The organism is Novipirellula aureliae (genome assembly GCF_007860185.1).
Taxonomy (GTDB): Bacteria; Planctomycetota; Planctomycetia; order Pirellulales; family Pirellulaceae; genus Novipirellula_A; species Novipirellula_A aureliae.
In genome coordinates this window covers 187,684-212,079 of record NZ_SJPY01000007.1, presented here as the reverse complement: position 1 = coordinate 212,079, position 24,396 = coordinate 187,684, and the positions used below count along the sequence as shown (strand labels likewise).

At 53.3% G+C, this 24,396-nt stretch carries 16 protein-coding genes; 6 read left to right on the top strand and 10 right to left on the bottom strand.

Translation table 11 applies throughout. The annotated features are described in order from the left end of the window. Positions 1–908: 908 nt before the first annotated feature. Positions 909–2,696, bottom strand: a complete 1,788-nt coding sequence (gene aspS, locus Q31b_RS20850) for an aspartate--tRNA ligase (protein ID WP_146601596.1) — start codon at positions 2,694–2,696, stop codon at positions 909–911. A gap of 484 nt (positions 2,697–3,180) precedes the next feature. Between aspS and Q31b_RS20845 the strand changes: the two genes are divergently transcribed. The 3 genes from Q31b_RS20845 (at position 3,181) to cysK (ending at position 7,418) form a co-directional block, all read left to right on the top strand. After that, a complete protein-coding gene (locus tag Q31b_RS20845; RefSeq protein WP_146601595.1) occupies positions 3,181–5,139 on the top strand; it encodes a 2-oxoacid:acceptor oxidoreductase subunit alpha in 1,959 nt (652 codons plus the stop codon). A 67-nt stretch (positions 5,140–5,206) separates the two neighbouring features. Continuing rightward, positions 5,207–6,214 carry a 2-oxoacid:ferredoxin oxidoreductase subunit beta gene (locus Q31b_RS20840; RefSeq protein WP_146601594.1) on the top strand — a complete coding sequence of 336 codons (1,008 nt, stop codon included), beginning with the start codon at positions 5,207–5,209 and terminating at the stop codon, positions 6,212–6,214. Positions 6,215–6,476: 262 nt separating this feature from the next. Beyond that, entirely contained in the window at positions 6,477–7,418 is a 942-nt protein-coding gene (cysK, locus tag Q31b_RS20835) for a cysteine synthase A (RefSeq protein WP_146601593.1), read from the top strand. A gap of 209 nt (positions 7,419–7,627) precedes the next feature. On the opposite strand, the gene Q31b_RS20830 is transcribed toward cysK, so the two are convergent. From Q31b_RS20830 to Q31b_RS20815, 4 genes are all read right to left on the bottom strand, one after another. Then, positions 7,628–8,284, bottom strand: a complete 657-nt coding sequence (locus Q31b_RS20830) for a hypothetical protein (protein WP_146601592.1) — start codon at positions 8,282–8,284, stop codon at positions 7,628–7,630. Positions 8,285–8,790: 506 nt separating this feature from the next. After that, positions 8,791–9,681 carry a PSP1 domain-containing protein gene (locus tag Q31b_RS20825; protein ID WP_231617733.1) on the bottom strand — a complete coding sequence of 297 codons (891 nt, stop codon included), beginning with the start codon at positions 9,679–9,681 and terminating at the stop codon, positions 8,791–8,793. A gap of 7 nt (positions 9,682–9,688) precedes the next feature. Continuing rightward, positions 9,689–10,699: an AAA family ATPase gene (locus tag Q31b_RS20820; RefSeq protein WP_146601591.1), complete on the bottom strand. Its 1,011-nt coding sequence runs from the start codon at positions 10,697–10,699 to the stop codon at positions 9,689–9,691. Positions 10,700–10,750: 51 nt separating this feature from the next. After that, complete coding sequence (locus tag Q31b_RS20815) at positions 10,751–12,559, bottom strand: phospho-sugar mutase (RefSeq protein ID WP_146601590.1); 1,809 nt, start codon at positions 12,557–12,559, stop codon at positions 10,751–10,753. A 179-nt stretch (positions 12,560–12,738) separates the two neighbouring features. Here Q31b_RS20815 and glmM point away from each other — a divergent pair, with 179 nt between their 5' ends. Continuing rightward, the gene (gene glmM / locus Q31b_RS20810) at positions 12,739–14,109 is read left to right on the top strand and encodes a phosphoglucosamine mutase (protein WP_146601873.1); all 1,371 of its coding nucleotides are present in this window, start codon (positions 12,739–12,741) and stop codon (positions 14,107–14,109) included. 78 nt (positions 14,110–14,187) lie between these two features. Here glmM and Q31b_RS20805 read toward each other — a convergent pair whose 3' ends face one another. The 5 genes from Q31b_RS20805 to Q31b_RS20785 all read right to left on the bottom strand — a co-directional run bounded on the left by Q31b_RS20805 (position 14,188) and on the right by Q31b_RS20785 (position 22,755). Next, positions 14,188–17,025 carry a VWA domain-containing protein gene (locus Q31b_RS20805; protein WP_146601589.1) on the bottom strand — a complete coding sequence of 946 codons (2,838 nt, stop codon included), beginning with the start codon at positions 17,023–17,025 and terminating at the stop codon, positions 14,188–14,190. 8 nt (positions 17,026–17,033) lie between these two features. Continuing rightward, positions 17,034–19,460, bottom strand: coding sequence for a BatA domain-containing protein (locus Q31b_RS20800; protein WP_197171963.1), 2,427 nt, complete (start codon positions 19,458–19,460; stop codon positions 17,034–17,036). An 8-nt stretch (positions 19,461–19,468) separates the two neighbouring features. Next, positions 19,469–20,347: a DUF58 domain-containing protein gene (locus Q31b_RS20795; RefSeq protein ID WP_146601872.1), complete on the bottom strand. Its 879-nt coding sequence runs from the start codon at positions 20,345–20,347 to the stop codon at positions 19,469–19,471. Next, positions 20,337–21,401 carry an AAA family ATPase gene (locus tag Q31b_RS20790; RefSeq protein WP_146601587.1) on the bottom strand — a complete coding sequence of 355 codons (1,065 nt, stop codon included), beginning with the start codon at positions 21,399–21,401 and terminating at the stop codon, positions 20,337–20,339. Before Q31b_RS20790 ends, Q31b_RS20795 begins: the two co-directional genes overlap by 11 nt. Before the next feature lie 259 nt (positions 21,402–21,660). Continuing rightward, the gene (locus Q31b_RS20785; protein ID WP_231617732.1) at positions 21,661–22,755 is read right to left on the bottom strand and encodes a TIGR01212 family radical SAM protein; all 1,095 of its coding nucleotides are present in this window, start codon (positions 22,753–22,755) and stop codon (positions 21,661–21,663) included. Positions 22,756–22,930: 175 nt separating this feature from the next. On the opposite strand from Q31b_RS20785, the gene Q31b_RS20780 reads away from it, so the two are divergent. Both Q31b_RS20780 and Q31b_RS20775 read left to right on the top strand, forming a co-directional pair. After that, positions 22,931–23,386 (top strand): FHA domain-containing protein, encoded by a 456-nt coding sequence (locus Q31b_RS20780; RefSeq protein WP_146601585.1) that lies wholly within the window; start codon positions 22,931–22,933, stop codon positions 23,384–23,386. A 52-nt stretch (positions 23,387–23,438) separates the two neighbouring features. Further along, positions 23,439–23,747, top strand: coding sequence for a Dabb family protein (locus tag Q31b_RS20775; RefSeq protein WP_146601584.1), 309 nt, complete (start codon positions 23,439–23,441; stop codon positions 23,745–23,747). Positions 23,748–24,396: the final 649 nt, after the last annotated feature.

Sequence of the window (24,396 nt, the reverse complement as noted above, 5' to 3'; positions counted from 1 at the left end):
GGGCCGCTGCAACAGTGGTGGCGATTAGCGAGAAGTGTCAATAAAACAAGACGTTCTTCCCTCTCTGACCCCGTTGTCCCTAAGTAAGTTGTTCCTCAGAGCCGGCCCGGAATGGCGTGTACTGAAGGAATTCTGAAACGTGAAAGATCCTTCCGTCGAGCTTGTCTCGGCGGAGGAAACAAGTGGCGGCTACAAACCGCACGGCCGAAAGAAATTCGCCCCCACCCCCACGAATCGCCTCCGGCGATTCGTGGGGGTGGGGCGAGCGTGGAATTTTGCATTCAGGGTAGCTGCCACCTGTTGCTCCGCCCGGACAAGCCGGACGGAAGCAGGAAAAAACACCCCTGTGAAACTCACTCCGTTTTTCTTCAGTCCACGCCATTCGAGCTAGCCCGGATGATTCATGGGCTTGCAAATTGTTTTGCTAACGTCTACGCCTTCAAGCGTTTACGTTCATTGCTCGAAAAGCAGTCTGCGTATTAGCCGTTTTGGCTATCGGCCTGTCGATTTAATCGGTTTGACTCGACTGATTGTTTAACGCCAAGCCATAGGCGACCAATTATTGAAAAGCTGACGCCTTCGGCTAAGCGTTAAACGATTAAATCGACAGGCCGCTATCGCCAAAACGGCTAATGAATAATCCGGGCTAAACGCTTCGTGGCGTCGTCTCACGAGACGGCGTCGATCGTAGACTGGGATCAGGTCGTTTCTTTATACCGAGATGCGATACCGAGATGCGATACCGAGATACCGAGGCGACCCCGGCAAGAAACCTTCCATCAAACGTCGGATTGCAAAAGGAGGCAAAAGATGTCAGGCAAGTCATGAAGGCAAAAATCACATGCGCGATTTTTACCTTGCATTTCTTGCCTGCTTTTTCGTTGCGCCCAACACCCTTTGGTCGAGCCTCATTCGCTGGTTGAAGGTTTGATTCCGACGGTTCGCAAGTATAGTTCGGTGAGTTGCGCCGCATCGACGTTTCCAGGTGCCTCGGTCATCAAGTCGGCAGCCTTTTGGGTTTTCGGGAACGCGATGACTTCGCGAATGTTATCGAGTCCTGCAAGCAACATCACCCATCGGTCGACACCGAGTGCGATTCCGCCGTGTGGGGGTGCTCCAAAGCGTAGCGCGTTGAGCAAGAATCCGAACCGGTCTTCTGCGGTCGCCTCATCGATACCCAATAGCCCAAAGACTTGCGACTGAATCTTTGAATCGTGGATTCGGATCGTCCCTCCGCCTGCTTCACTGCCGTTAATCACCAAATCATAGGCCTGGGCACGGCACCCGCTCGGGTCATCGGCAAGTTTCGGTAGGTCCTTTGCAAGCGGTGCGGTGAACGGATGGTGCATCGCTGTCCAATTCCCCGTTTCCTCGTCCTTTTCGAACATCGGAAACTCGGTGATCCAGCTGCAACTGAGTTGGTCAGGTCCGTACAATTTGAGCTCCGCCCCGAGTCGTTTGCGAAGTGCATAGAGGCCTTTGCAGGTGACCTCCCAAGTGTCGGCCAAGAACATTAGCAAATCGCCTGGCTCACCCTTCATCAATTCCTTTATCTCGGCCAAATGAGCATCATCGAGATTCTTACTGATTGGGCTCCAGAGCGATCCATCGTCTTCGACGCGGAACCATGCCAGTCCTTTGGCGCCGAACTCTTTGACATAGTTGGTCAAATCATCGATTTGCCGGCGTGAGTACTTGCTAGCAGATTCTTTGACGTTCATGCCGCGAACGAAATTGCCTGCGTCGGCTGTGCCGCGAAAAACGCGGAATTCGGTTTTGGCAGCAACCGCTGTGATGTCGACAATCTCCATATCGAATCGCAAATCGGGGGCGTCGTGCCCATAACGACGCATCGCTTCGTCGTAGGTCATGCGCGGCAGCGGCGTTTTGACATCTTTGCCAAGTACCTCTTTGGCCGTAACGGCGACCAAACCATCGATCAAGCTCATGATATCATCGGCATCGACAAACGACATCTCGAGGTCGAGCTGAGTGAATTCGGGTTGCCGGTCGGCACGTAAATCCTCGTCGCGGAAGCACTTTGCGACTTGGACGTAGCGATCAAAACCCGCGACCATTAGGATTTGCTTGTACAGCTGTGGCGATTGCGGAAGTGCGTAAAACTTCCCTGCATGCACGCGGCTGGGGACGAGATAATCGCGAGCACCTTCGGGGGTACTACGGCCGAGAATTGGCGTTTCGACGTCGATAAAATCGTGTTTCGCAAAGTAGTCACGCATCGTTTTGATGATTTTGCTGCGAAGAATCAAACTTTGCTGCATCTCTTTGCGGCGAAGATCCAAGAAACGGTACTTGAGTCGTAGATCTTCTCCAGGCAAATCGTTTTGGCCAGGTGTGAAAGGAGGCGTCGCGCAGGTGTTGAGAATCTCAACATGATCGCTCCGCAGCTCGATTTCGCCTGTCGCCAGTTTCTCGTTCGTTTTGCCCTCAAGCCGCTCGGCGACTTTGCCTTTGATGAGTATCACGCTTTCGGTAGGAATTTTGCCAGCATTTTCGATCTGCTCCCCATTTGCTTCCGGCGGCCCCACAACGACTTGAGTCAATCCGTAGCGGTCGCGAAGGTCGATGAAAACCGCTCCACCGTGGTCGCGTTTACTTTCAACCCATCCACAAAGGGTGACTTCAGATCCGATATCAGTTTTGCGGAGTTGGCCGCAGGTATGGGTTCGTAGCAAGGCTCGATTGGGGGCTTTAAGGGGGAATCGACGTAAGGGAACAAAACGACAGGGCCAGATTCTAGCGACAAATCGGCTCGCTGCTTAGAGGGGGAGAGGTTGCGGGGTTGGCAGAAAAGCTCGTCGACATTCGGTCGATTGCCGTAGCAAAAGTCGCCAAGACTTTCGTCCCGCCTACTCCCGTTCCTCCTGCCCGCCGCCGCGATATCCGCCAAAGTTTCATTTTTCGCAAGCCAAGGCAGTCGGCGACCGCGGGTCTTGACGACATTCCGTGACGTTTTTCCCCCTGTTTCCCGCTTTTCTGGATTAATTTCGTACTTTCCTGACGGTTAGCCATTTCGCTACGATAGCGAAATCATAAAATTTCGGTAAGTTTCCTAGTCGGAATGATCGATACAAACGTTACAACGTTTCTTGAAATCGTCGTTAATTTCCACCCCTACCCAACAAGCTGCGATTCGTTGTGGCGTTTAAATAGAGATATATGACCGTTCCTCCAACTCCATCAAATGTAGTTCCTCCCGATTTGACCACCTCCAAGAGTGTCAAAACGGTTACCGGCATCACCGTTCGCCTTGCGGGTGACTCAGGGGATGGGATGCAGCTACTCGGTACACAACTGACGAACACGTCGGCCCTTGCAGGGAACGACGTTGCCACATTCCCCGATTTCCCCGCTGAGATCCGTGCACCGCGGGGGACGCGAGCGGGCGTGAGTGGTTTCCAGGTTCAATTCGCCAGCGAAGAGATCTTTACGCCTGGTGACACGCTCGACGCTTTGGTGGTGATGAACCCTGCGGCGATGGTCACCAACTTGGCGGATCTGCGCAAAGGTGGCATTTTGATCGCCAACGTTGACGGTTTTAATGAGAAAGAATTTAAGCTAGCGAAGGTCGAATCCAACCCGCTTGAAGCGAGCGTGATCGAGGAGACCTATCGGATCTTCAAGGTTTCGATGACCAAGTTGACTCGGGATGCGGTAGCCGAATTTGGCCTTGGTACGAAGGTGGCCGACCGCTGCAAGAACTTTTTCGCGATGGGACTTGTCTATTGGTTGTTCGGCCGTTCGCTCGATACGACGCTTCGATTCATCGACGCAAAATTTGGCAAAAAGCCTGATGTGGCTGCCGCCAACGTCGCCGCCTTACGGGCTGGTTGGGCTTATGGCGAAACGACCGAAGCGTTCGGCGAGAGTTTCCAAGTCGAGGCCGCTACGTTGGTTCCCGGGACATACCGAAACATGATGGGTAACCAAGCACTTGCCTGGGGCTTGATTACCGCTTCCAAGTTGAGCGGCAAAGATTTGTTCTACGGTACGTATCCGATCACGCCGGCAAGTGACATTTTGCACGAGTTGTCGAAGTACAAGAATTTCGGTGTGCGAACGTTCCAAGCCGAAGACGAAATCGCAGCGGTTTGTGCGACGATCGGTGCCGCATTCGGTGGTACGATGGCGGTAACCGCCAGCAGTGGTCCTGGTATCGCTCTGAAGGCGGAAGGCATGGGACTCGGTATGATTTTGGAACTGCCGATGATTGTCATCAATGTTCAACGCGGAGGACCAAGTACCGGTTTGCCGACCAAGACCGAGCAGAGTGATTTGTTACAATGTATGTATGGCCGAAACGGCGAAGCTCCGCTGCCTATCCTGGCACCTCGATCGCCCGGCGACTGTTTTGACATTGCCGTCGAGGCCTGGAGAATCGCAACCGAGTGCATGTGTCCCGTTATGATTTTGTCGGACGGATATATCGCTAACGGTTCCGAACCTTGGAGGATTCCCGATGTCGCGTCGATGCCGAAGATTACGGTGAACCATCCTGAAGGCACCGACACCGATGAGCCATACATGCCGTATGCTCGCGATGAATATCTGGCGCGCCCCTGGGCGATTCCGGGGACGCCCGGCTTGATGCACCGCGTCGGTGGCCTTGAGAAACAGGATGGGACTGGCAATGTCAGTTACGATCCTGCGAACCACCAACACATGACCGATACTCGTGCGGCCAAGGTTGATCGGATTGCTGAACGCATTCCGGATCAAGATATCTTTGGCGATCCGACGGGTGATGTACTCGTCGTTTCGTGGGGTGGCACCTACGGTTCTTGTCACACTGCGGTCAAGCAGTGCCGAGAAGCGGGTCGCAAGGTCAGCCATGCACACCTGCGTTACATCAATCCAATGCCCAAGAATGTCGGTGAACTGCTGCGGTCTTTCAAGACGGTTATCGTACCTGAATTGAACAAGGGGCAATTGCGATTGCTTCTCCGTGCAAAGTTCCTCGTCGACTGTATCGGCGTCAACAAAATCCAAGGCAAACCATTTAGCGTGAGCGAATTGGTCGCGGCGATTGAGTCGCATGTAGCCGATTCGAGTTCGGCAACCGCTGATCCGCACTCGTCAGCGAATGGCAAGCCCAAGGCCGAATCCATCGCGGGTTAGGTTTTGTTTGCTGTCTGCAGCCGTACGCTATACAACCCACTCACTACCAATAAGATAGAAACGAAATATGCTTCCCGTATTGAAAGCAGCTGACTTTGCATCGGACCAAGATGTTCGTTGGTGCCCCGGATGTGGTGACTATTCAATCTTGGCCCAGATGAAAAAAATCTTGCCCGATCTCGGAGTGCCTCGTGAAAAGACCGTGTTCATTAGTGGAATCGGCTGCAGTAGCCGCTTCCCGTACTACATGAACACCTACGGGATGCACAGTATTCATGGTCGAGCGCCGACTTTTGCGACCGGCTTGAAATCGACGCGCCCGGATTTGATGGTTTGGGTGATAACCGGTGATGGCGATGCTTTGTCGATCGGCGGAAATCATTTCATCCATCTGCTTCGTCGAAACGTTGATTTGAATATCGTACTCTTTAACAACCGTATCTACGGGTTGACGAAGGGGCAATACAGTCCGACGAGTACCGAAGGGCAAGTGACGAAGAGTACGCCGATGGGCTCAATCGATCATCCGCTAAATCCGTTGTCAATCGCATTGGCGGCCGAAGGGACCTTTGTTGCTCGCAGTATCGACGCGCACGTGAAACATCTTGGCGAAACGCTCAAGCGAGCGGCCAATCATAAGGGCACGTCGCTCGTGGAAGTTTATCAAAACTGTAATGTTTTCAACGATGGTGCGATGGCATATGCTCAAGAGAAGAAGCAGCGAGCGGATAACGTGGTCGAACTCGAACATGGGAAGCCGTTGATTTTTGGCTCAAAGAGTGACAAGGGAATCCGTTTGGTGGGTAGCCGTTTGGAAATTGTCAACTTGGCCGATGTCGCTGTCGACGACCTGTTGATTCACGACGAAAAAGAGCCCAACCCCGCGATTCAAATGATGCTAGCGCGTATGCGTTATCCCGAGATGCCTGAGCCTATCGGAGTGCTTCGAAGCGTGGAGGGGGTCGCAACCTATAACGACCAGATAAACGAACAGGTCGAATTGGCCAAACAGAAAAAGGGCGTCGGAGATTTGCAGAAACTGTTTTCGACCGGCGATACTTGGCAAGTCGCCTAGCAGAAGGCGTCAGCAAAGGCGTCGTGGATCTTGTCAAAGATCCCAATGCAGCAAGGATCCCTATCAAGATCCTCGACGACGCATCTGAAAAACTAACATTTTTTCAGCAAAGCGGCTAATCCGAAAGCAGACCGACTCCGAAAACCTAAGGGGTGAGACTCTGACCGGTTTCGTCGCGGTTGTGGATAGAATGGGTGTTACAATCGTTGCTCATTGAGCATGTGTTAATTAGAACGATCAACTGAAAATTGGGAACAATGCCATGCCTCGCGGAAAAATCTATACGGACGTTTCGAAAGCAATCGGCGATACGCCGATGATTCAAATCAACCGACTCGTTCCGAGTGGTGGCGGTGTCGTGCTAGCAAAGTGTGAGTTTTTCCAGCCGCTCAATAGTGTCAAAGATCGTATCGGTGTGGCCATGATCGAGGCAGGCGAACGGGATGGCAAGATCAATAAACAAACGCATATCATTGAGCCGACGTCCGGCAATACTGGCATCGCATTAGCATTTGTTTGTGCAGCGAAAGGATATCGGTTGACGTTGACAATGCCGGAATCCATGTCAGTCGAGCGGCGAGCACTATTACGTGCAATGGGCGCAAACTTAGTTTTGACGCCAGCGGCCGAGGGTATGAAAGGAGCGATCAATAGGGCTAGCGAAATGGTCAGCGAGGATCAGAACGCCTTCATGCCTCAGCAATTTGAGAACCCTGCCAATCCAGCGATCCATGAAGCGACGACTGGCCCAGAAATTTGGACCGACAGTGATCAGAACATTGATGCCATTGTTGCTGGCGTCGGGACGGGAGGAACGATCACGGGTGTTGCCCGATTTATCAAGAAGCAAAACCCCAACTTCAAGGTCATTGCTGTTGAGCCAGTCCATTCGGCTGTGATAAGTGGTGGCGATCCAGGTAAGCATCGCATTCAGGGACTGGGTGCTGGTTTTATCCCTGGCAATTTAGATATGTCACTCATAGACGATGTCATCAAAGTGGAGGATGAGCATGCGTTTGAGTGGGGCCGACGGTTGGCAAAAGAGGAAGGGATTGTTGCAGGTATTAGTAGCGGAGCGAATATGTGGGCAGCGGCTCAAGTGGCCGCTCGACCCGAGATGAAGGGCAAGCGAATCGCAACGATCATGTGCAGTCTCGGCGAACGCTACCTAAGCACACCGCTCTTCGGCGATCTAGGTCTGTAGCCAAATCCGTCGCCACGTCTCTCCGAGACGCGATGGAAACAAGTAGCCGCGTCTCTCCGAGACGCGATGGGAAATAAGTAGCCGCGTCTCTCCGAGACGCGATGGGAAATACGCGTCTCGGAGAGACGCGACTACGATGCTTTGGAAATACGCGTCTCGGAGAGACGCGACTACGATGCTTTGGAAATACGCGTCTCGGAGAGACGCGGCTACTGATCAAGCTTCTTTTGGTAGTGCAAGAACTCGCCTTTTTGCAGATTTGCTTTGATCGGATTTTCAGCGATGTAACGACGAAAGTACTCGAAATAGTCATCGGTGCGAATCAGATGGTCGAATTGGTCGACCTGCCAGAACTCACCGGTTTGCCCTTCCGATTTGTTAATCCTTCTGCCTGTAAACCGCTTCCAATTCTCGCACTGGAAGAGCATCAACTCCGTCGCTGGAAAGGCAGCGATGAAGTGGGCATGGTTTGGCATCACGACAGCATCGGTCAAAAAGTAGCGGTCGACGTCGAATCTCAGGAGGCTTTCGAGTACCGCTTCCGCATGTTCCGGTTTGCGAAGCAGACAGTTTCCCAAACCACGATCCAGGAAACGATCGCGTACCGCGAACTCGTCCCAGTAACATTGGGTACGTTTTTCAATAGGCAAACTGGCAACGGTTGGGTACTTGGAGCCGATGTCGAAGCTTCGGTGGACTTCGCTAAGTTCAGCGTCAAGTCGATCGAGAACGGCTTTGGGGAGAGAATCATTCAGTCGCCACGTAATGAAGCAAAGCGTTCCAGATTGTCCCCAATGCGGAAGGTGACGATCGAATATCGTAAATTCTTCATTGCGACTAAATGTTTGGATATCAGATTGGTCCATCGCAACCATTCCAATTCGTAGCCGCGTCTCTCCGAGACGCGATGGGAAAAGAGTAGCCGCGTCTCTCCGAGACGCGATGGGAAATACGTGTCTCGGAGAGACGCGGTTACTGATTGTACACTAAAGATTGTGGTTTCGCGTCTCGGAGAGACGCGGTTACTGATTGTGTGCTAAGGATTGTGGTTTCGCGTCTCGGAGAGACGCGGTTACTGGTTGTGTGCTAAGGATTGTGGTTTCGCGTCTCGGAGAGACGCGGCTACTGGTTGTGCGCTAAAGATTGTGGTTTCGCGTCTCGGAGAGACGCGGTTACTGATTGTACACTAAAGATTGTGGTTTCGCGTCTCGGAGAGACGCGGTTACTGGTTGTGCACTAAAGATTGTGGTTTCGCGTCTCGGAGAGACGCGGCTACTGGTTGTGCGCTAAGGATTGTGGTTTCGCGTCTCGGAGAGACGCGGCTACTGATTGTGCGCTAAGGATTGTGGTTTCGCGTCTCGGAGAGACGCGGCTACTGGTGACGGTTCTTATTTGAAAAGCCTCGGCGGGTGACCGTTAACACATCGGAGCTAGGGATCATGATTCGGCGATTGTCTTCAGTCTTGACCGACAACTGCTGCGATAAAATGTCTTGCCCCAACACCGTAGCACTACCATCTCGCGTGAGAATGAGGCTGCCGATGGGTGGCAGTTCGGATGCCAATTCTTCATAGGTATCAAACTCGTATCGCAGACAACACTTCAGTCTGCCACAACGTCCGGAAATTTTTGTCGGATCGAGTGTCGCTTTTTGCAATTTCGCCATCCTCATGGAAACAGGCGGCATCTTACTGAGGAAACTGGCACAGCAGATCGGTTGGCCACAATCTCCATAGTCGGCCAACAGTTTCGCCTCATCACGCACTCCGATTTGACGCATTTCAATTCGCGTTTGAAAATGCCCTGCTAGGTTTCGAACCAATTGCCGAAAGTCAACCCGTTTTTCGGCTAGGTAATAGACGACGACTCGTTCACCGCCCAAGAGTCTTTCGACATCGACAACCTCCATCGCTAACCGCAAATCGTTTGCCGATCGTTGACAACCGTCAATATCGTTCTTTGCCAAATCGTCGAGTTCTGCCATTTTGCCTTCGTCCACCTCGGTGGCTCGTTTTAGAATCGTTCCATCCGTGGGTTCTTCTAAATGATCGATCGCAGCAGGCGTGGCTTCGCACAACACCGTCCCCAGTTCGGTTCCACGCGATGTTTTTGCAACGACTTTCTCTCCGTAGCGATAGGTTTGGTTGCTCGTCATGACTCCGAGAGTCCGTGCGGAACCAAAGCGAACGACGTACTGTGGCGGATTCACGGCCGATGGGGCTAGCGATGAATCCTGACGAGTCTGCTGGGAGTCTCTACTCATGCGAATGCTATGCTCCATCCGATTTTTCAGGAACTCGCTCGAGGATATCGAGCAAGACCTGATCGGGATCGATGCCTTCCGCCTGAGCCTCGAAATTCAACAGCACACGGTGCCGCATTGCTGGTAAGAATACGCGGCGAATGTCTTCGAAGCTGACGTTGTAGCGTCCGTCGAGCAGAGCACGCACCTTTGAAGCCAAAGCCAATGTTTGTGCACCGCGAGGACTGCTCCCCCAGCGAATATAGTCGTTGGTCGCTTCGACGCTATGCGGACCTTGTGGGTGCGTAGCGAGTGTCAAACGCACCAAGTAATCTTGGACGTGCGGTGCCAAGATGACTTCACGAACGAGCGCTTGCCATTTTAAGATTTCACTAGCGTCCATCACTTTATCGAGCGTGACTTGATCACTGCGAGTCGTCCGATCAACGATCGTATTCAGTTGTTCGCGAGTGCTATAACCGACAATCAATTTGAATAGAAAGCGGTCCATTTGAGCTTCGGGTAACGGGTAGGTACCTTCCTGCTCGATCGGGTTTTGAGTGGCCAAAACGAAGTAGGGTTTGTCGAGTTGGTAGCGATGCCCTGCCGCGGTAACGGTTCCTTCCTGCATCGTTTCAAGCATCGCGGATTGCGTCTTGGGGGTCGCCCGGTTGATCTCATCTGCCAAGAGAATTTGTGTAAAAATCGGGCCACGCTGGAATTCGAAACGGCGATGCCCATGTTCGTCTTCGACGATCATGTTCGTCCCTAAAATGTCTGCTGGCATCAAGTCAGGTGTGAATTGAATGCGGCTAAAGTCAAGGCTAAGGACATCGGCAAGCGTCCGCACCAGCATCGTCTTTCCGAGTCCTGGCACACCTTCTAGCAGGCAATGTCCACCACACAACATTGCGGTCAATACACCGTGAACGATCTCATCGTGGCCGACGATGACTTTGCCAATCATCTCTTTGACCGCCGCGTAACGTTGGCGAAATTCGTCAGCTTGGGCCTGCATCGATTCGACAGCAGTGGTCATGTTGAGTCGCTTTCAAAAGGAAGGGGATGGTGTCGGGTTTGATTCGTCTTTCTAGCCGTGAGCCTTGGCAAAGGTTCGCATGTCCGTTTCGATCCCTGCCAAACGTTCCGCGAGTCTTTGCTCTGCTACACCGAGGTCACCGGAGTCTTCAGGGGATAGTCTTGTGAACACGTAGAGCTTGATTTTGGGCTCAGTCCCACTCGGGCGCGCTGCAACGTAGTTACCTTCTTCGTCCAGATCCAAGATAATCAAGTTGCTGTGTGGCCCTTCCAGTTTTTGCTTCTCACCACTCGATACGTCGGTCGTGGTTTGATCGCCGTAGTCGCGAATCGTGGAAACCGGGATGTCTGCAAGTTGCTTGGGCGGCGAATGACGAAACGCGTTCATGAGCCGCTGCATCGCTGCCATTCCTTCGCTGCCTTCCATCATCAAATTGATTAGCGTCTCTTTGTGGTAGCCATGCTTGCGTTGCAAATCGCCGAAGAAGTCATGCAGCGATTGTTTTTTCGTTTTCAGCTCCGCAACCAATTCGCTCATCAACATGCAAGCAACCGCAGCGTCCTTATCCCGACAATACTGGCCAACCAAATAGCCATGTGACTCTTCCGCACCGAAGACAAAACCATTGGGGCCTTCGCGATCCATTACTTCGGCGATGTACTTGAACCCAACCAAAAGATTGCCGACGCAGCGAACATTGTATTGCTCTGCAATCCGCCGCAACAGTTCGGTGGTGACGAGTGTTTTAATGATGTAGGAATGGTCATCGAGCGATTTTGTTTCGGCCCGTTTGGATAGCACGTATTCACACAGAATCGAAGCGATCTGGTTTCCATTGAAAGTCCCCCATTCTCCGCTGGGGTCGGTTGTTAGAGGAGCGGCGACGCCAAGCCGATCACAATCGGGGTCGGTCGCCAAGACGACGTCCAACCCGTTCGCTTTGGCATACTCGATCGGCTTTTCGAAAACGGCTTTGTTTTCTGGGTTGGAAACGTGACCGGGCACGTTGGGGAAATCGCCACTCTTTTCAGCATGAGGTCCATACAATTCGACGTGTTCGAACCCATCCCGTTCAAGAACGGGTAAAACGGCGGCGGCACCGACGCCATGAAGCGGTGTGTAGAGTACTTTTGCGTCTCGGGGGCCCGCAAACGATTGTTGCAAAACGGCTTCAAAATAGGCTTCGTCAACTTCGGCCGTCACCATCTCGATCATGCCATCAGCGACCGCTTGTTCGAACGGGGTGATGTTGATTTCTTGACAGGACATCACTTTTTCGATGATTGCTTTGTCGTGTGGCGGTAGCACTTGCGCACCACTCGACCAATACACCTTAACGGCATTATCGCTAGGCGGATTATGGCTGGCGGTCACCATAATCCCACAGTCGCAATTCTTGTAGCGGACGGCAAATGACAATTGAGGCGTGGCGCGATAATCATCGAGCAAATAGACCTTGAAGCCCGCGGCTACCATGATGCCTGCGCAGAGTTCCGTGAAATGCCGCGATTGATGACGGGTGTCGTAAGCGATGGCGCAAGACAATCCGCTGCGTCCCTTTGCGTACTCGACCACGTAATTCGCTAAACCTTGTGCACTTTCGCCGATCGTGCGATCGTTGATCGCATTGGAACCGATCGGATACATCCGACCTCGACGTCCGCCGGTTCCGAACGGGATGATCGTCCAAAAGACGTCATCCAATTTTTGCCAACGCTCTTCCTCAATATGTTCGACCACCGCACTTCGATAATCAGCGTAGCGATCCTCGGTCAACCACGAGCGGATATTATCGGCTGCACTTGAGCTGATTTTGGATTCGCTTTGAGCGGTTTTGACGGCAGAAAGTGGATCTTGCACGAATGTCTCCGAAAGGATTTAGGTTTCGATGGAGTGGGTTGATTTCTTGTCATTCCGTTGATGATTCGACCTTCGGTTGGGAAACAGACCTTGATCGACTCTCACGGACCGATTCTATTTGTTTTTCCCGACCGCTGGAACGTGGGGCAAGAAAAACAAGTACGAGAATGGACAAAATAATGAGTGGACTGATTATTAGTGTGAGTGGCTTAAGAGGCATTGTTGGTGAAACACTGACTCCTGACGTTGCGGTTCGATTTGTCGCTGCGTTTGCCTCCAAAATGCCGTCAGGTCCGATTTTGGTGGGGCGTGATGGCCGCAGCAGCGGTGCAATGCTCTCTCAAGCGATTTTGTCGGCCTTGCGGGCGTCAGGTCGAGAGTGTGTGGATTGCGATGTGATCGCCACTCCGACATTGGGCGTGTTGGTCCGCGACCGGAATGCGGCAGGTGCGGTCCAAATTTCGGCCAGTCACAATCCGCCCCCCTACAACGGAATCAAGCTGTTTGGACCGGAAGGCCGCGTTCTCGATGCCGGCCGAGGGGCCGCAATTCGCGATGCCTATTTCAGCGGTGAAGCGGCTTGGTGTTCGTTCGATCGAATCGGAATGGTTCATCCCTGCGACGATGTTCATCAAGCTCATCTAGACAAAGTCTTGGCGACCGTCGACGTCACGGCCATTCGAACCGCCAAGCATCGGGTGTTGCTCGACAGCAATCACGGTGCCGGAGGCATTTTGGGCAAACGCTTGCTCGAGGCGCTGGCGTGCGACATCGTCATGGTCGGTGAAACGCCCGACGGTCATTTCTCGCACGTCCCCGAACCGACGGCTGAAAATTTGCAAAATATTGCCACTCGAGTGAAAGACGAAAATTGCAGTGTCGGTTTTTGCCAAGACCCCGATGCCGATCGACTGGCTCTCATCGATGCCGATGGGCGATACATCGGTGAGGAATTCACGGTTGCCCTTTGCGTTCAACATGCCCTCCGCAAATGGACGCGAGCGAAAGCATCCGAGACCGATCCAAAATCGGATGCAGCGATTGTCATCAATGGGGCGACCAGTGGTATGAGTGAACGGTTGGCCGCTGACGCGGGCGTCCAATCTCATCGCAGTGCGGTCGGTGAAGCCAATGTGGCTGACAAGATGATTGCGACCAAAGCAATCTACGGTGGCGAAGGCAACGGTGGTCCTATCGATCCCAATGTTGGCTACGTTCGCGACAGTTTTGTCGGGATGGCACAAGTACTCGACTTGATGACAAAGACGGGAAGGTCACTAGCGATGTTGGCGGATGCACTGCCTCAGCTATTCATCTATAAAACGAAGGCGGAGGTATCGAGTGATAGGTTGCCAAAACTTTTTGAATCCTTGATTGCGGCACATCCGGATGCGTCGGCCGATACAGGGGACGGTTTGCGATTGGCCTGGAATGACAAATGGTTGTTGGTGCGTGGCAGTAATACCGAGCCGATTGTGCGTTTGATCGCCGAAGCCGAAACGATGCAAGAAGCGAAACGGCTTTGCGAGTCCGCCGCAAAGTTTCTCTGATGGAAAGTTGGGGTCCAGGCTTGAGTCGTTTCCACGCGATTTACCACAATCGCCTAGAGGCTGGACTCCAACACACGATCAAGCTAGTCGGTGTAACCGTCGAGTGACCCATTCCATGGTTAGTAGCGTTGCGATCAACCACATCAACACCACGTTACGGCGGCGATTGAAATCGAGGTCGGGGGTGCCAGGCAAAACGGTCGTTTGTGGCTGCGGTTTTAGCGTTGAGGTCAATGTCGAGACGACGCTTTCATCAGACGTTTCCGAATCGATCGCCGTGTAGATGCCACCCGTCATATCGGCCAATTGTTGAAGCTCATCGTCGTTGCGGCGAGGTCGTTCGAGTTCGATGGTTGGCAACCGAACTTGGACGCTTTGCTGTAGGACCTGTTCATCCAACGCGTCGCCGAGCGTGACTCGGATCTCATAGTTGCCAGCTTCTCGTGCAATGAACTGACCGCCGTAGGTTCCCGGTCTCGGTTCTCCTTTGAGAGGCAACAATTTGACGTCATCGATACGGCCACTTGGGGCCAGTAATTTCGCAGCCACTTCGGGAACGTCCAGCGGTTCGAATTGATCATCGGTCAAGATAGCTCGAATGGCAATCGTTTCGCCAATCATCGCTCGCGAAGAATCGATGAGCAACACGCCGCGCGTGCTATCGCGAAGCAACCGTCCCTCGCTGACCCAGCGGACGAGTTTCGTATAGTAGCTATCGAAGTAGGCATCGCTTTCGCCTCTCAACCGCCACATCTCACCGCTACCTTGGAAGTAAACTCGACCGGCGCCGTAAAAATGGGAAGCCAGATAGACAGGCAGCGATCCGCCTATTTCAGTCGTCGGATCCGAAAAATGGGCATAGACTTTCGCGCCCGGCTTAGGGCTTTTGACGCCGACGAAGTCAAAGACACCGCCAAATTTCTCCCAAATATCAAAACTTTCTGCTGGATCGTCGGCGATCCAAAGAAACTCGGCCCGGCGTGCTTCGGGCGTAAATTCCAGCGGCCAAGGATTCTCACCTCCTTGCCGACCGCCACCCAAAAGGGCACCGCGAGTGGTTAAGTTGACGGGATAAAACCCCGAGATGCGATTGATCCGTGGATCGGTTCTCATGCGAGTCCACTGTGGATGGTAGACAGGGCCAGCAATCAAAATCAAACCGCCTGCTTGCTGGCTAATCCAACGGTCGACCAGATCAATCGACTCGGCGGAGATGGCGGTCCAATCAGGATCAAACATGATGATCGAGTCGTACTCAAACAGCGATTCAGGGTCACTGGGGAATTCGGTCAGCACCTTGTCAGCGTCTTGGCTCATGCCCGGCATACCCGTCTGCAGCCACACATCAAATTCGATCGATTTGTCTCGGAACATCAAATTCCGAATGAAGCGATACTCGCGCGTCGGGCCGCCAGCGACGGCAAGAACTCGTAGCTTCTTGGCAACCACTTCGTAGCGCGCGGTGCGAACATCATCGCGGCGGTTCTGGTCGTTCTCGGGGGCAATCACTCGTATTGCCAAACGACGGCGACCGACCGACTCTGGTTCGATCTCGAAACGGATGGCGGCTAACGTTCCGTCGCTGTTGATACGGACGCGTTGACTATCGATGACTTCGCCAAGGTTTTCAGCTGCATTGTTTAAGTCGCTGCTCGAGACGTCGGCTGGTTCATCGTCAAGAGTATCCAGTAATTGCACCTCCACCTCGACCGAGTTCGGACCACTGGCTTGAAGCATTGCCGTGATGGCGAACTTGTCGCCGGGGTAGACTCGCCTGGGGGCGTCAAGATCGACAACCCGGACATTGAGCGGAGCGTCGCTACTGCCGAGTCCCAGTGGGTAGAGGGCGACCTGGCTACGCCGGGCGGCTGCTATCGCGGTCGCGGTTCCTGCCCCTCCGTTGTTTTGTCCGTCACTGACTACCACGATACCTGATAAAGTCGAAGGGTCGTGGTCGGTCAAGACATTTCGTATCGCGTCACCTATCCGACTCTCCGTTCCCGCTGCGGCAACCGCCTGTGCCCAATCGACGACCCGAATAGGCTCCGTTGCCCCATCGATAGGCGACTGCTCCATAGGCGACTGCTCGATAGGCGACGGCTCGATAGGCGACGGCTCATCGATGTCCGACGATCGCTCGGTATCCTCGGTCGTAGGCGAACCCGAATCCGTCCCCAACAATTCCGCCAGAGAGCGATTGGTGTTGACTGCGTAGATGCTTCCGAGCAAAACGATGCCGAGAAACAGTGACAAGGCTGAGGACGCGATTGCCCATGGAATCAAACCGCTCTTGCCCGCTGCCCCGACGAGTAGCGAAACGATACAGAGAAGCAATCCAAGTCCGACAAGCAAGGCTCCTAACTGTGCGGCAAGCGACGCACCGGCAAGGTCTTCCGATGCTTTGGCATCGAGTTCACGAACGGTTGCCGATTCGGAATCCGCCCGCCGATTTTCCAGCAGTTTCGGTTCGCTGTTCTGTGCGAACGAATAAACGCTCACCAAATGTTCTTTTTCAAGCTTGTCGAGTAAACCTGAGTTCCCCAGCAGTCTGGCGGCACGATCCGATCGGGTCTCGGTTGCCGACATTGCACCGACCGATAATGACATGCTTTGGCTTGTATCCACGAGCACAACCACTTCGCTCGATCGCGTCATCATTCGTTCCGAGCGGCGATGCAAATCAAAAAAGAAGAACACCAAGGCGGCGATCGTCGCGAGTCTCAGCAGGATTAAGGTGCGTCGCATGACGGGCGAAAGCTCGGCGACGTCGCGGCGATACAAACGGACACACAAAAATAGCAACACGGCCAGCGAACCGATCAACAACGCCCACGACCACCATCCTTCGAGCGTGGCGGCGCGAGCGAACTCGTATACGATTTTCTGTGTACTGTTTCCGATCGATTCTGTATTCATGCTTCCCATCATCGTGCCGCCCGTACTGAAAAGGGACCACGATGCTTCAAAAAAGATTGCTTCGCTGTCGCACTCGATTGATCGATCGTCTTGGTGTGGTAGCTAGCCCAATAGGCTAACACTTGTTCGATTGCCAGTAGCAGGCCGAGCAAGCCGAGCAGCACGAGTGCCAACGTGCTGCTGCCGGCGGTTTGCGTTTCGTTGTTCCAAACTTCGCTATCGATAAATTTTACCTCCAGCGGCATTAATTCCTGTTGAATCGACGCGGCGTCGATACGTCTCAAGTCTCCTTCACCGTCACGGATAACCGAAGCGACCGGAGCCACTTCTCCCTGACCATCGCTGCGAACCAGCGACCATTCGCCGACTCCCGGTCGCAGCACATCACTTATATTCGATTCGCCTGAAATCACCATCTCATTTGGGTCGAGCGAGAATTCTGCGAGCATGTCGATTTGGTTGGCGTCACCTGGGACCGTTTGAGCGGCAACTTCCAGAGGGATTCGCGGTGGTTCGTTTGATGCGGGTAGAAAGGTCGCTTCCGGTGCGTAGGACTCGAGCGAAATCGTGCGGCGGATCGGATCATCGACAAATCGCTGCGTCGACGCTGCCGCACCACTCCACAAATCTGCGTTGGCTTGTAACAAGAAGACGACAAACGTGGGGTCACCCGCCCAGTTCGTCCAACGATTGTCGAGGCCGGTCAAGACCGTGATCACACGGCCTCGCTCGACATCGTGCTTCGTCACCAATGGTTTGCCATCGCGTCGCTTGAGTACCGTTCGCATTCGCGGACGCTTTGCATCGTCACGCGACTCCAAGCTCGGCTTTTCGAATGTCCACGAACGGGACAAACCAATCATGGAAAGGGCCGCATCGCCAGCGACTTGCAGGGGTGCCAACAATTCAGCGTCCTCACCAAACAATACATCGGCGGATGACACTTCGGCAGACGAAAGACTATCGGGCTGAGGAATGTTTTGTTGCTCGGCGAGCGGCATCGGCAACAGGCGTCGCTCTCCGGCTAAGAGACTGTTGTTGTATGAATCGGCATTGACATTTTCCCCTAGGAACCAAGCCAAGCCGCCACCTCGACGTACGTAGCGGTCGAGTGAATCCGCAACGTTTTCACCAATCTCCTCAACGTCGATTAAGTAGATCGCTCGGTAGGGTAAGAGCGTTTCGAGCGTCGCCGAACGCAGGAACGACGGCGGCTTGATATCGGGGATCGCACCAATACGTACTTGGCTTCCTGGATCGAGAACCGATGCGACATGGTACGCACCGCGACCATCGGTTGTCCCATCAATCACCAACACCTTTTCGGCGTCCGAAAGCGGCAGCGTACAAACTCGTGAATTATCGATTGACAAGGCATCATCACGAAGCGAGACCTTGACCGCATGCGTTCCCTGATCGGCGATGTAGACTTGGAACGACTTGGTGATCTCTTCGCCTACCGCGAGCGACTCGATGACCATCGTGGGCAAGGACTCGACATTTGCTGAAACGACCAAGGTTGGGTCGGCAAGCGTTAAGCTTGACGGATATTGAAAAATCTGAGTGTCGACCGAAACATTATTGACATCGTTTGGTCCGTAGTTTCGGATGGTTGCATGAACCACCACCGGCACGCCCGCAACCCACACATCGGGTAGTGGTGCCAGTTCGGTCACCGCCAAGTTCGATGTTGGTGCGACCGCACAATCGATCATCCGAATCGATACGGAATCAGCCGAGATCGCTTTCAGAGATTCGGCCAACCGCCGAGGCTCGGCCCAATCACGATCACGAAAATCGCTGGCGATGTAGAGGATGGTTTGATCCGTTGGCGTGTTTTCAATTAGCTCTCCGGCCAAATCGATAGCGGCCACGAGGTCGGTTCGTATTGGTGAAGCCTCTGTGGCCATGATACGGTTGATCAGCCGGGCGTCGGAGGTAATGGTTTGCGCCGACAAATCTGCGGCAATGTCTCCTGACTCATTCCCCCCGCGAACGGTCATTGCTGCACGGCTCGATCGCATCACGGTCAATTCGTGGATGCCGCCGTCGTTCGCCAATTGTCGAGTCAGATTTTGTAGGGCCACCAATGAGCGTCCGTAGGCCGTGGTTCGGCCGCTGGAATCGCCCATGGAATAGCTGTCATCCAAAATCACGACGTGGTGTGTCGTGCTGCCCCCTAGTACGCCGAGCATTTGTCGGCTGCCGGTCCATCCGCAAAGCATGGCGATCAAGACGGCAGCGACCGCGAGCCGCGAAAGGAGCAGCAAAAGTTGGCGCAGACGAATCCATTTCTTCTGCTTGCGGTAACTGGCGAGCAAAAAGTCCATGGCGGCCCACTTCTGGCGTCGATGCCGAAGCATGTTGATCAGATGGACCAACAACGGCACCGCGACGAAGAGAAAACCGATCGTTAAAGCAGGGTAGAGAAACAATACTAAAACTATTTGATTTTTGGTAACGATTGACGGGCGGCTAAAAACTTGGCGAGCACTGCATCGAGCGGCTCGTTGGTACAGACTTGCAGATAATCGATCGACAAGCGACTGCACGTTTTTTTCGTGCTATGAAGGAATGCGTTCAAGGCTTCCAAGTAACCGTCACGCAAGGCACGGGGGTTACAATTGAGCGTATCTTCGGATTCCAAACCTTCGAAGCGAGTGGCTCCGCTAAAGTCGAATTCTAACTCGTCGTGATGCATGACATGAAACAAAGCGACGTCATGGCCTCGGCTTCTCAGTAGCCGCAACCCCTCGATCAACGAATCGACACCCAGCAGATCGGAGACGATAACGATCAATCCTCGTCGTGGAATCGCTTGAGCAATTTCTTTGGCAACGGCGGACAAATCGGTTCGTCCGTCGGCACCCACATCGTCGAGCATCGAAAGGATGCGAGTCAATTGTTGTTGGTTGCTTTTGGCGGGCACCATCGCTCGCACCCGAGTATCGAACGTATAGAGTGCCGTGGCGTCCTTTTGTCGCAATGCCAGGTAGGCCAACGAAGCAGCGAGTGATGCGGAATAATCGAACTTGTTCGTCTCACCATCGCCATACGCCATACTGGCCGATCGATCGACGAGCAGGGTTAGCCGAAGATTCGTTTCCTCTTCGTATTGTTTGATGTGTAGTTTGTCTTGACGCGCGTAGACCTTCCAATCGATATGGCGAATTTCGTCGCCTCGAGTGTATTGGCGGTGTTGTAGGAATTCGATCGATTGTCCAAAGTAGGGACTTCGGTGCATTCCCGACAAAAAGCCTTCGACCACGCGCCGTGCCGTCAATTCAAGTCGACGAATACGGGCGGTGACTTCAGGACGCAAATATTTTTTGGAAGCGGGCATCGCGTGACAGTTCGTCCTCGGTCGTTGGCGTGGAAGCAATGAGTCGGTCAATCACGTCGTCGCTAGTCACTCCGTCACTTTCGGCAGCAAAATTGACGACCATCCGGTGACGCAAAACCGGCTTCGCCAGATACTGGATATCCTCGACTTGCACATGGAAGCGGCCTTCGAGAAGCGCGCGGGCCTTGCCGCCGAGAATCATGAACTGGACCGCTCGCGGACCAGCTCCCCAGCCGACCAGTTCGTCGACGAAATCGGGTGTGCCATCACCGCCGACTCGCGTTTGCCGAACTAAACTTAGGGCATAGCGGACCACATGATCGCTAACAGGAACTTGGCGAACGAGTTGTTGGAGTCGAAGAATTTCGTCGGCGCCGAGGACCGCTTCGACGGTTTCGGTTACCGTCCCCGTCGTCCGCCGGGCAACTTCGAACTCTTCGTTGAAACTCGGATAGTTCACAAAGACTTTGAACATGAAGCGGTCTTGTTGAGCCTCCGGCAGCGGGTAGGTCCCCTCTTGCTCGATCGGGTTTTGCGTTGCCAGAACAAAAAAGGGATCCGACAATTCGTGGCGGTTGCGCCCAACGGTGACCTGCCGTTCCTGCATCGCCTCAAGCAGTGCGGCTTGCGTCTTCGGCGGCGTGCGGTTGATTTCGTCAGCCAGCACAACATTGGCGAACAATGGTCCTTGCATGAACCGAAATTCACGTTGTCCGGTCGAGCGATCTTCTTCCATCACCTCGGTGCCAGTCACATCGCCTGGCATCAAGTCAGGTGTGAATTGGATACGGCTAAAAGACAAATCCAGTGCCTGGGCCAACGTGCTAATCATCAGTGTTTTGGCCAAGCCTGGAACACCCTCGAGCATGCAGTGGCCACGACTGAACAAGCAAATCATGATCTCATCGATCACCTTTTCTTGCCCGACGATGATCTTGCCAAGTTGTTCAATGATCCGTTTGCGAGCTTCATGAAGCCGATTTGCATCCGCTTCGCTAATCGGGTTTTCATTTGCCGCGGTATTGGCCGTCATGCAGCTTCCTTCGGTGGAGTGAGGCAATCATCAATCAGATACTTGGTATAGGATAGCAAGAAATCAAGCCGCTTGTAGTCCGGTAGGAATTTTCAACCTCCCCCAGCGCACCGGTTCGTTTGCGGGAGGTCGTCCGCTCGGCAATAAAATCGACGTCAAAATCGACGTCTCTTGGGCAAGCGGAGAGCACGATCGAGCCTTCGCTATCCTTGCATTTTTAGCACTGCATTTTTAGCACTGCATTTTTAGCACTGCATTTTTAGCACTGCATTTTTAGCACTGGCAATCGGCTGCGTTTTTCGATTTGATCCCGAATCGGCTCAGGGGTCGAATCGCTGGGCCGCGAACGTTTTGCTGGATCGACTTTGGGAGCGACATGTTTGGATCCTTGCCGCGTTCCGCGTCGTTTGAATTCGCCTTCGATTGCCAGCCGCACCGAAGATTTTTCCAAACACCATTTGGGGGCGATCAAGTAATTCGGCGGCGCTTCCCCGCTGACTCGTTCTACGATCGTTTCAGGCGGAATTCGCTCAAGGAAATCGACAACGGTTTGTATGTAATCCTCTCGCCCCATCAATTCGGTCTTTCCCTTCTTGACGTCTTCGCCGAGGGGCGTTCCTTCGACCGCGTACAGATTGTGCAATTTGATGGAATCGAAGCCAAGCCGGCCGACTTCCTCCGCCGTTTGCATCATCATTTCATGCGTTTCGCCAGGGATCCCGAGAATAATATGGGTACAGCACTCGAAACCTCGGCCTCGGCTGCGGTCAATCGCATTGATCATGCTGGCGTGGTCATGCGCCCGGTTCATCCAATCCAAGCCCGCTTGATGGATTGTTTGCATGCCAAATTCAAGCGAAATGTGTTTGTCTACCGCGAGTCGTTCCAGCAGATCCAAGACGCAATCGGGAACACAATCTGGGCGTGTGCCGACCGCCAAACCGACCACTCGATCATCGATCGACAATGACAATTCGAATAATTCTTCCAGCTGTTCCACAGGAGCATAGGTGTTGGTCGCTGGTTGGAAATAGGCAATGAATCCAGCAACTTTCTTGTAACGCTCGGTGACCGCTGCAATCCCGGATGCCAATTGTTCACTAACTCTTTTCAATCGCACGCGCCGCGAGGGACTGAAGGAGCGATTGTCGCAAAAGTTGCATCCTCCTTTGGTCATCGCTCCATCCACGTTGGGGCAAGTAAACCCCGCATCGATGCTGACTCGTTGAATCCGTCCTCCGAATGTCCGTTTTAGGGAAGCGCCGAATGCGTTGAACGGCAAATTCTCGGTTTGCCATGCCAATTTTACCGATTCCGGTGATTGAGAGAGGGGAGAATATGGGCTTGTTGCCATAGAAACCGTTGCCATTTTTTCAAAAGCGGTCAAAATAATAGTCTCGGCGGAGACGAAGGGGTCTTTTCGCGTTATTAATCTTGGGCCCTACCAATCAAACCCGTTTTCGCCCGAATCACCAACCGTCGTTTCATTACGGTTTGCAATTTTACCAAGCTAAAAGGAAGAGCCAAACGTGAACATTGAATCGAAACCTCAATACGCTGGCCCTTATGGCCAACTTAGCCCTACTGGTGGCGGTGACATTATCCCGCTGGTCAAAGACAGGATCTTGGTCGGTCGACGTGCTGAGAGCGATATTCAACTCAAGTTTGCGAACGTCTCTGGCCAACATTGCCGTTTAACGCTCGAACAAGGGTATTGGTTTATCCGAGATTTGAACAGCCGTAATGGGATCAAGGTGGATGGACATCCCGTCATCCGAAAAAGACTCGACCCCAACTGCAAAGTGTCCATTGCCCGCCATCATTTTACGATCGAGTACGAACCGCAACTTCTCGGAGCTTATGGGCCACCACCAGCGGACGACGATTACTTGGATGATTTGTTAAAGAGTTCGCTGATGGACCGAGCCGGGATGAGCCGCCGTGATCCGAAAAGCCCCTATTCCAATCGCAATCCGAGCGAGTAAGGTTGTCATTCGTTTCCGTAACTTGCAACCATTTAGAACCACAGGTATATCGATGGCACGATTGGCTCATCATGTTTTCTTTCTCTTAAAGGACCGTCGCCCTGAAGCAATTGAAGCTTTGGCGGCTTCGTGCGAAAAGTATCTCAACGGTCACGATGGCGTGGTCGATTTTTCCGTTGGAACTCGCGATCACGAGCTCGACCGCCCGGTGAACCTCGATTTCGATGTTTCCCTGCATCTCGTCTTTCGTGATCGAGCGGCTCATGATGCTTATCAGACGATCGAGCAGCATTTGTCATTCATCGCGGAGAACAAAGAAAGTTGGCAGCAAATTACGGTGTGCGACAGTAATTTGAGGTAGCGAGCGATCGTGGCCCAGGCTTCCAGCCTGGGAGTTTTCGTGGCCCAGGCTTCCAGCCTGGGTGTCTTCGTGGCCTAGGCTTCTAGCCTGGGAGTCTTCGGTCCCTATGCTTCCAGCCTAGATGTTTTCGTGGCCTAGGCTTCCAGCCTGGGAGTCTTCGGTCCCCTATCCCGGATGATTCATGGGCTTGGAAATTGTTTTGCTAACGTCTACGCCTTAAAGCGTTTACGTTCATTGCTCGAAAAACAGTCTGCGTATTAGCCGTTTTGGCGTTAGCGGGCTGTCCATTTAATCGGTTTGACTCGACTTATTGTTTAGCGCCAAGCCATAGGCGACCGCTTTTGGAAAAGCTGACGCCTTCGGCTAAGCGTTAAACGATTAAATCAGCAGGCCGCTATCGCCAAAACGGCTAATGAATCCTCCAGCCTAGATGTCTTCGTGGCCTAGGCTTCCAGCCTGGGAGTCTTCGGTCCCCTATCCCGGATGATTCATGGGCTTGCAAGTTGTTTTGCTAACGTCTACGCCTTCAAGCGTTTACGTTCATTGCTCGAAAAACAGTCTGCGTATTAGCCGTTTTGGCGTTAGCGGGCTGTCGATTTAATCCGTTTGACTCGACTTATTGTTTAGCGCCAAGCCATAGGCGACCGAT

Coding starts and splice junctions, on each gene's coding strand:
- Q31b_RS20775 (WP_146601584.1), top strand. CDS start 23,439: ATGGCACGATTGGCTCATCATGTTTTCTTTCTCTTAAAGGACCGTCGC.
- Q31b_RS20845 (WP_146601595.1), top strand. CDS start 3,181: ATGACCGTTCCTCCAACTCCATCAAATGTAGTTCCTCCCGATTTGACC.
- glmM (WP_146601873.1), top strand. CDS start 12,739: ATGAGTGGACTGATTATTAGTGTGAGTGGCTTAAGAGGCATTGTTGGT.
- Q31b_RS20805 (WP_146601589.1), bottom strand. CDS start 17,025: ATGAATACAGAATCGATCGGAAACAGTACACAGAAAATCGTATACGAG.
- cysK (WP_146601593.1), top strand. CDS start 6,477: ATGCCTCGCGGAAAAATCTATACGGACGTTTCGAAAGCAATCGGCGAT.
- Q31b_RS20830 (WP_146601592.1), bottom strand. CDS start 8,284: ATGGACCAATCTGATATCCAAACATTTAGTCGCAATGAAGAATTTACG.
- Q31b_RS20790 (WP_146601587.1), bottom strand. CDS start 21,401: ATGACGGCCAATACCGCGGCAAATGAAAACCCGATTAGCGAAGCGGAT.
- Q31b_RS20840 (WP_146601594.1), top strand. CDS start 5,207: ATGCTTCCCGTATTGAAAGCAGCTGACTTTGCATCGGACCAAGATGTT.
- Q31b_RS20785 (WP_231617732.1), bottom strand. CDS start 22,755: ATGGCAACAAGCCCATATTCTCCCCTCTCTCAATCACCGGAATCGGTA.
- Q31b_RS20825 (WP_231617733.1), bottom strand. CDS start 9,681: ATGAGTAGAGACTCCCAGCAGACTCGTCAGGATTCATCGCTAGCCCCA.
- Q31b_RS20820 (WP_146601591.1), bottom strand. CDS start 10,699: ATGACCACTGCTGTCGAATCGATGCAGGCCCAAGCTGACGAATTTCGC.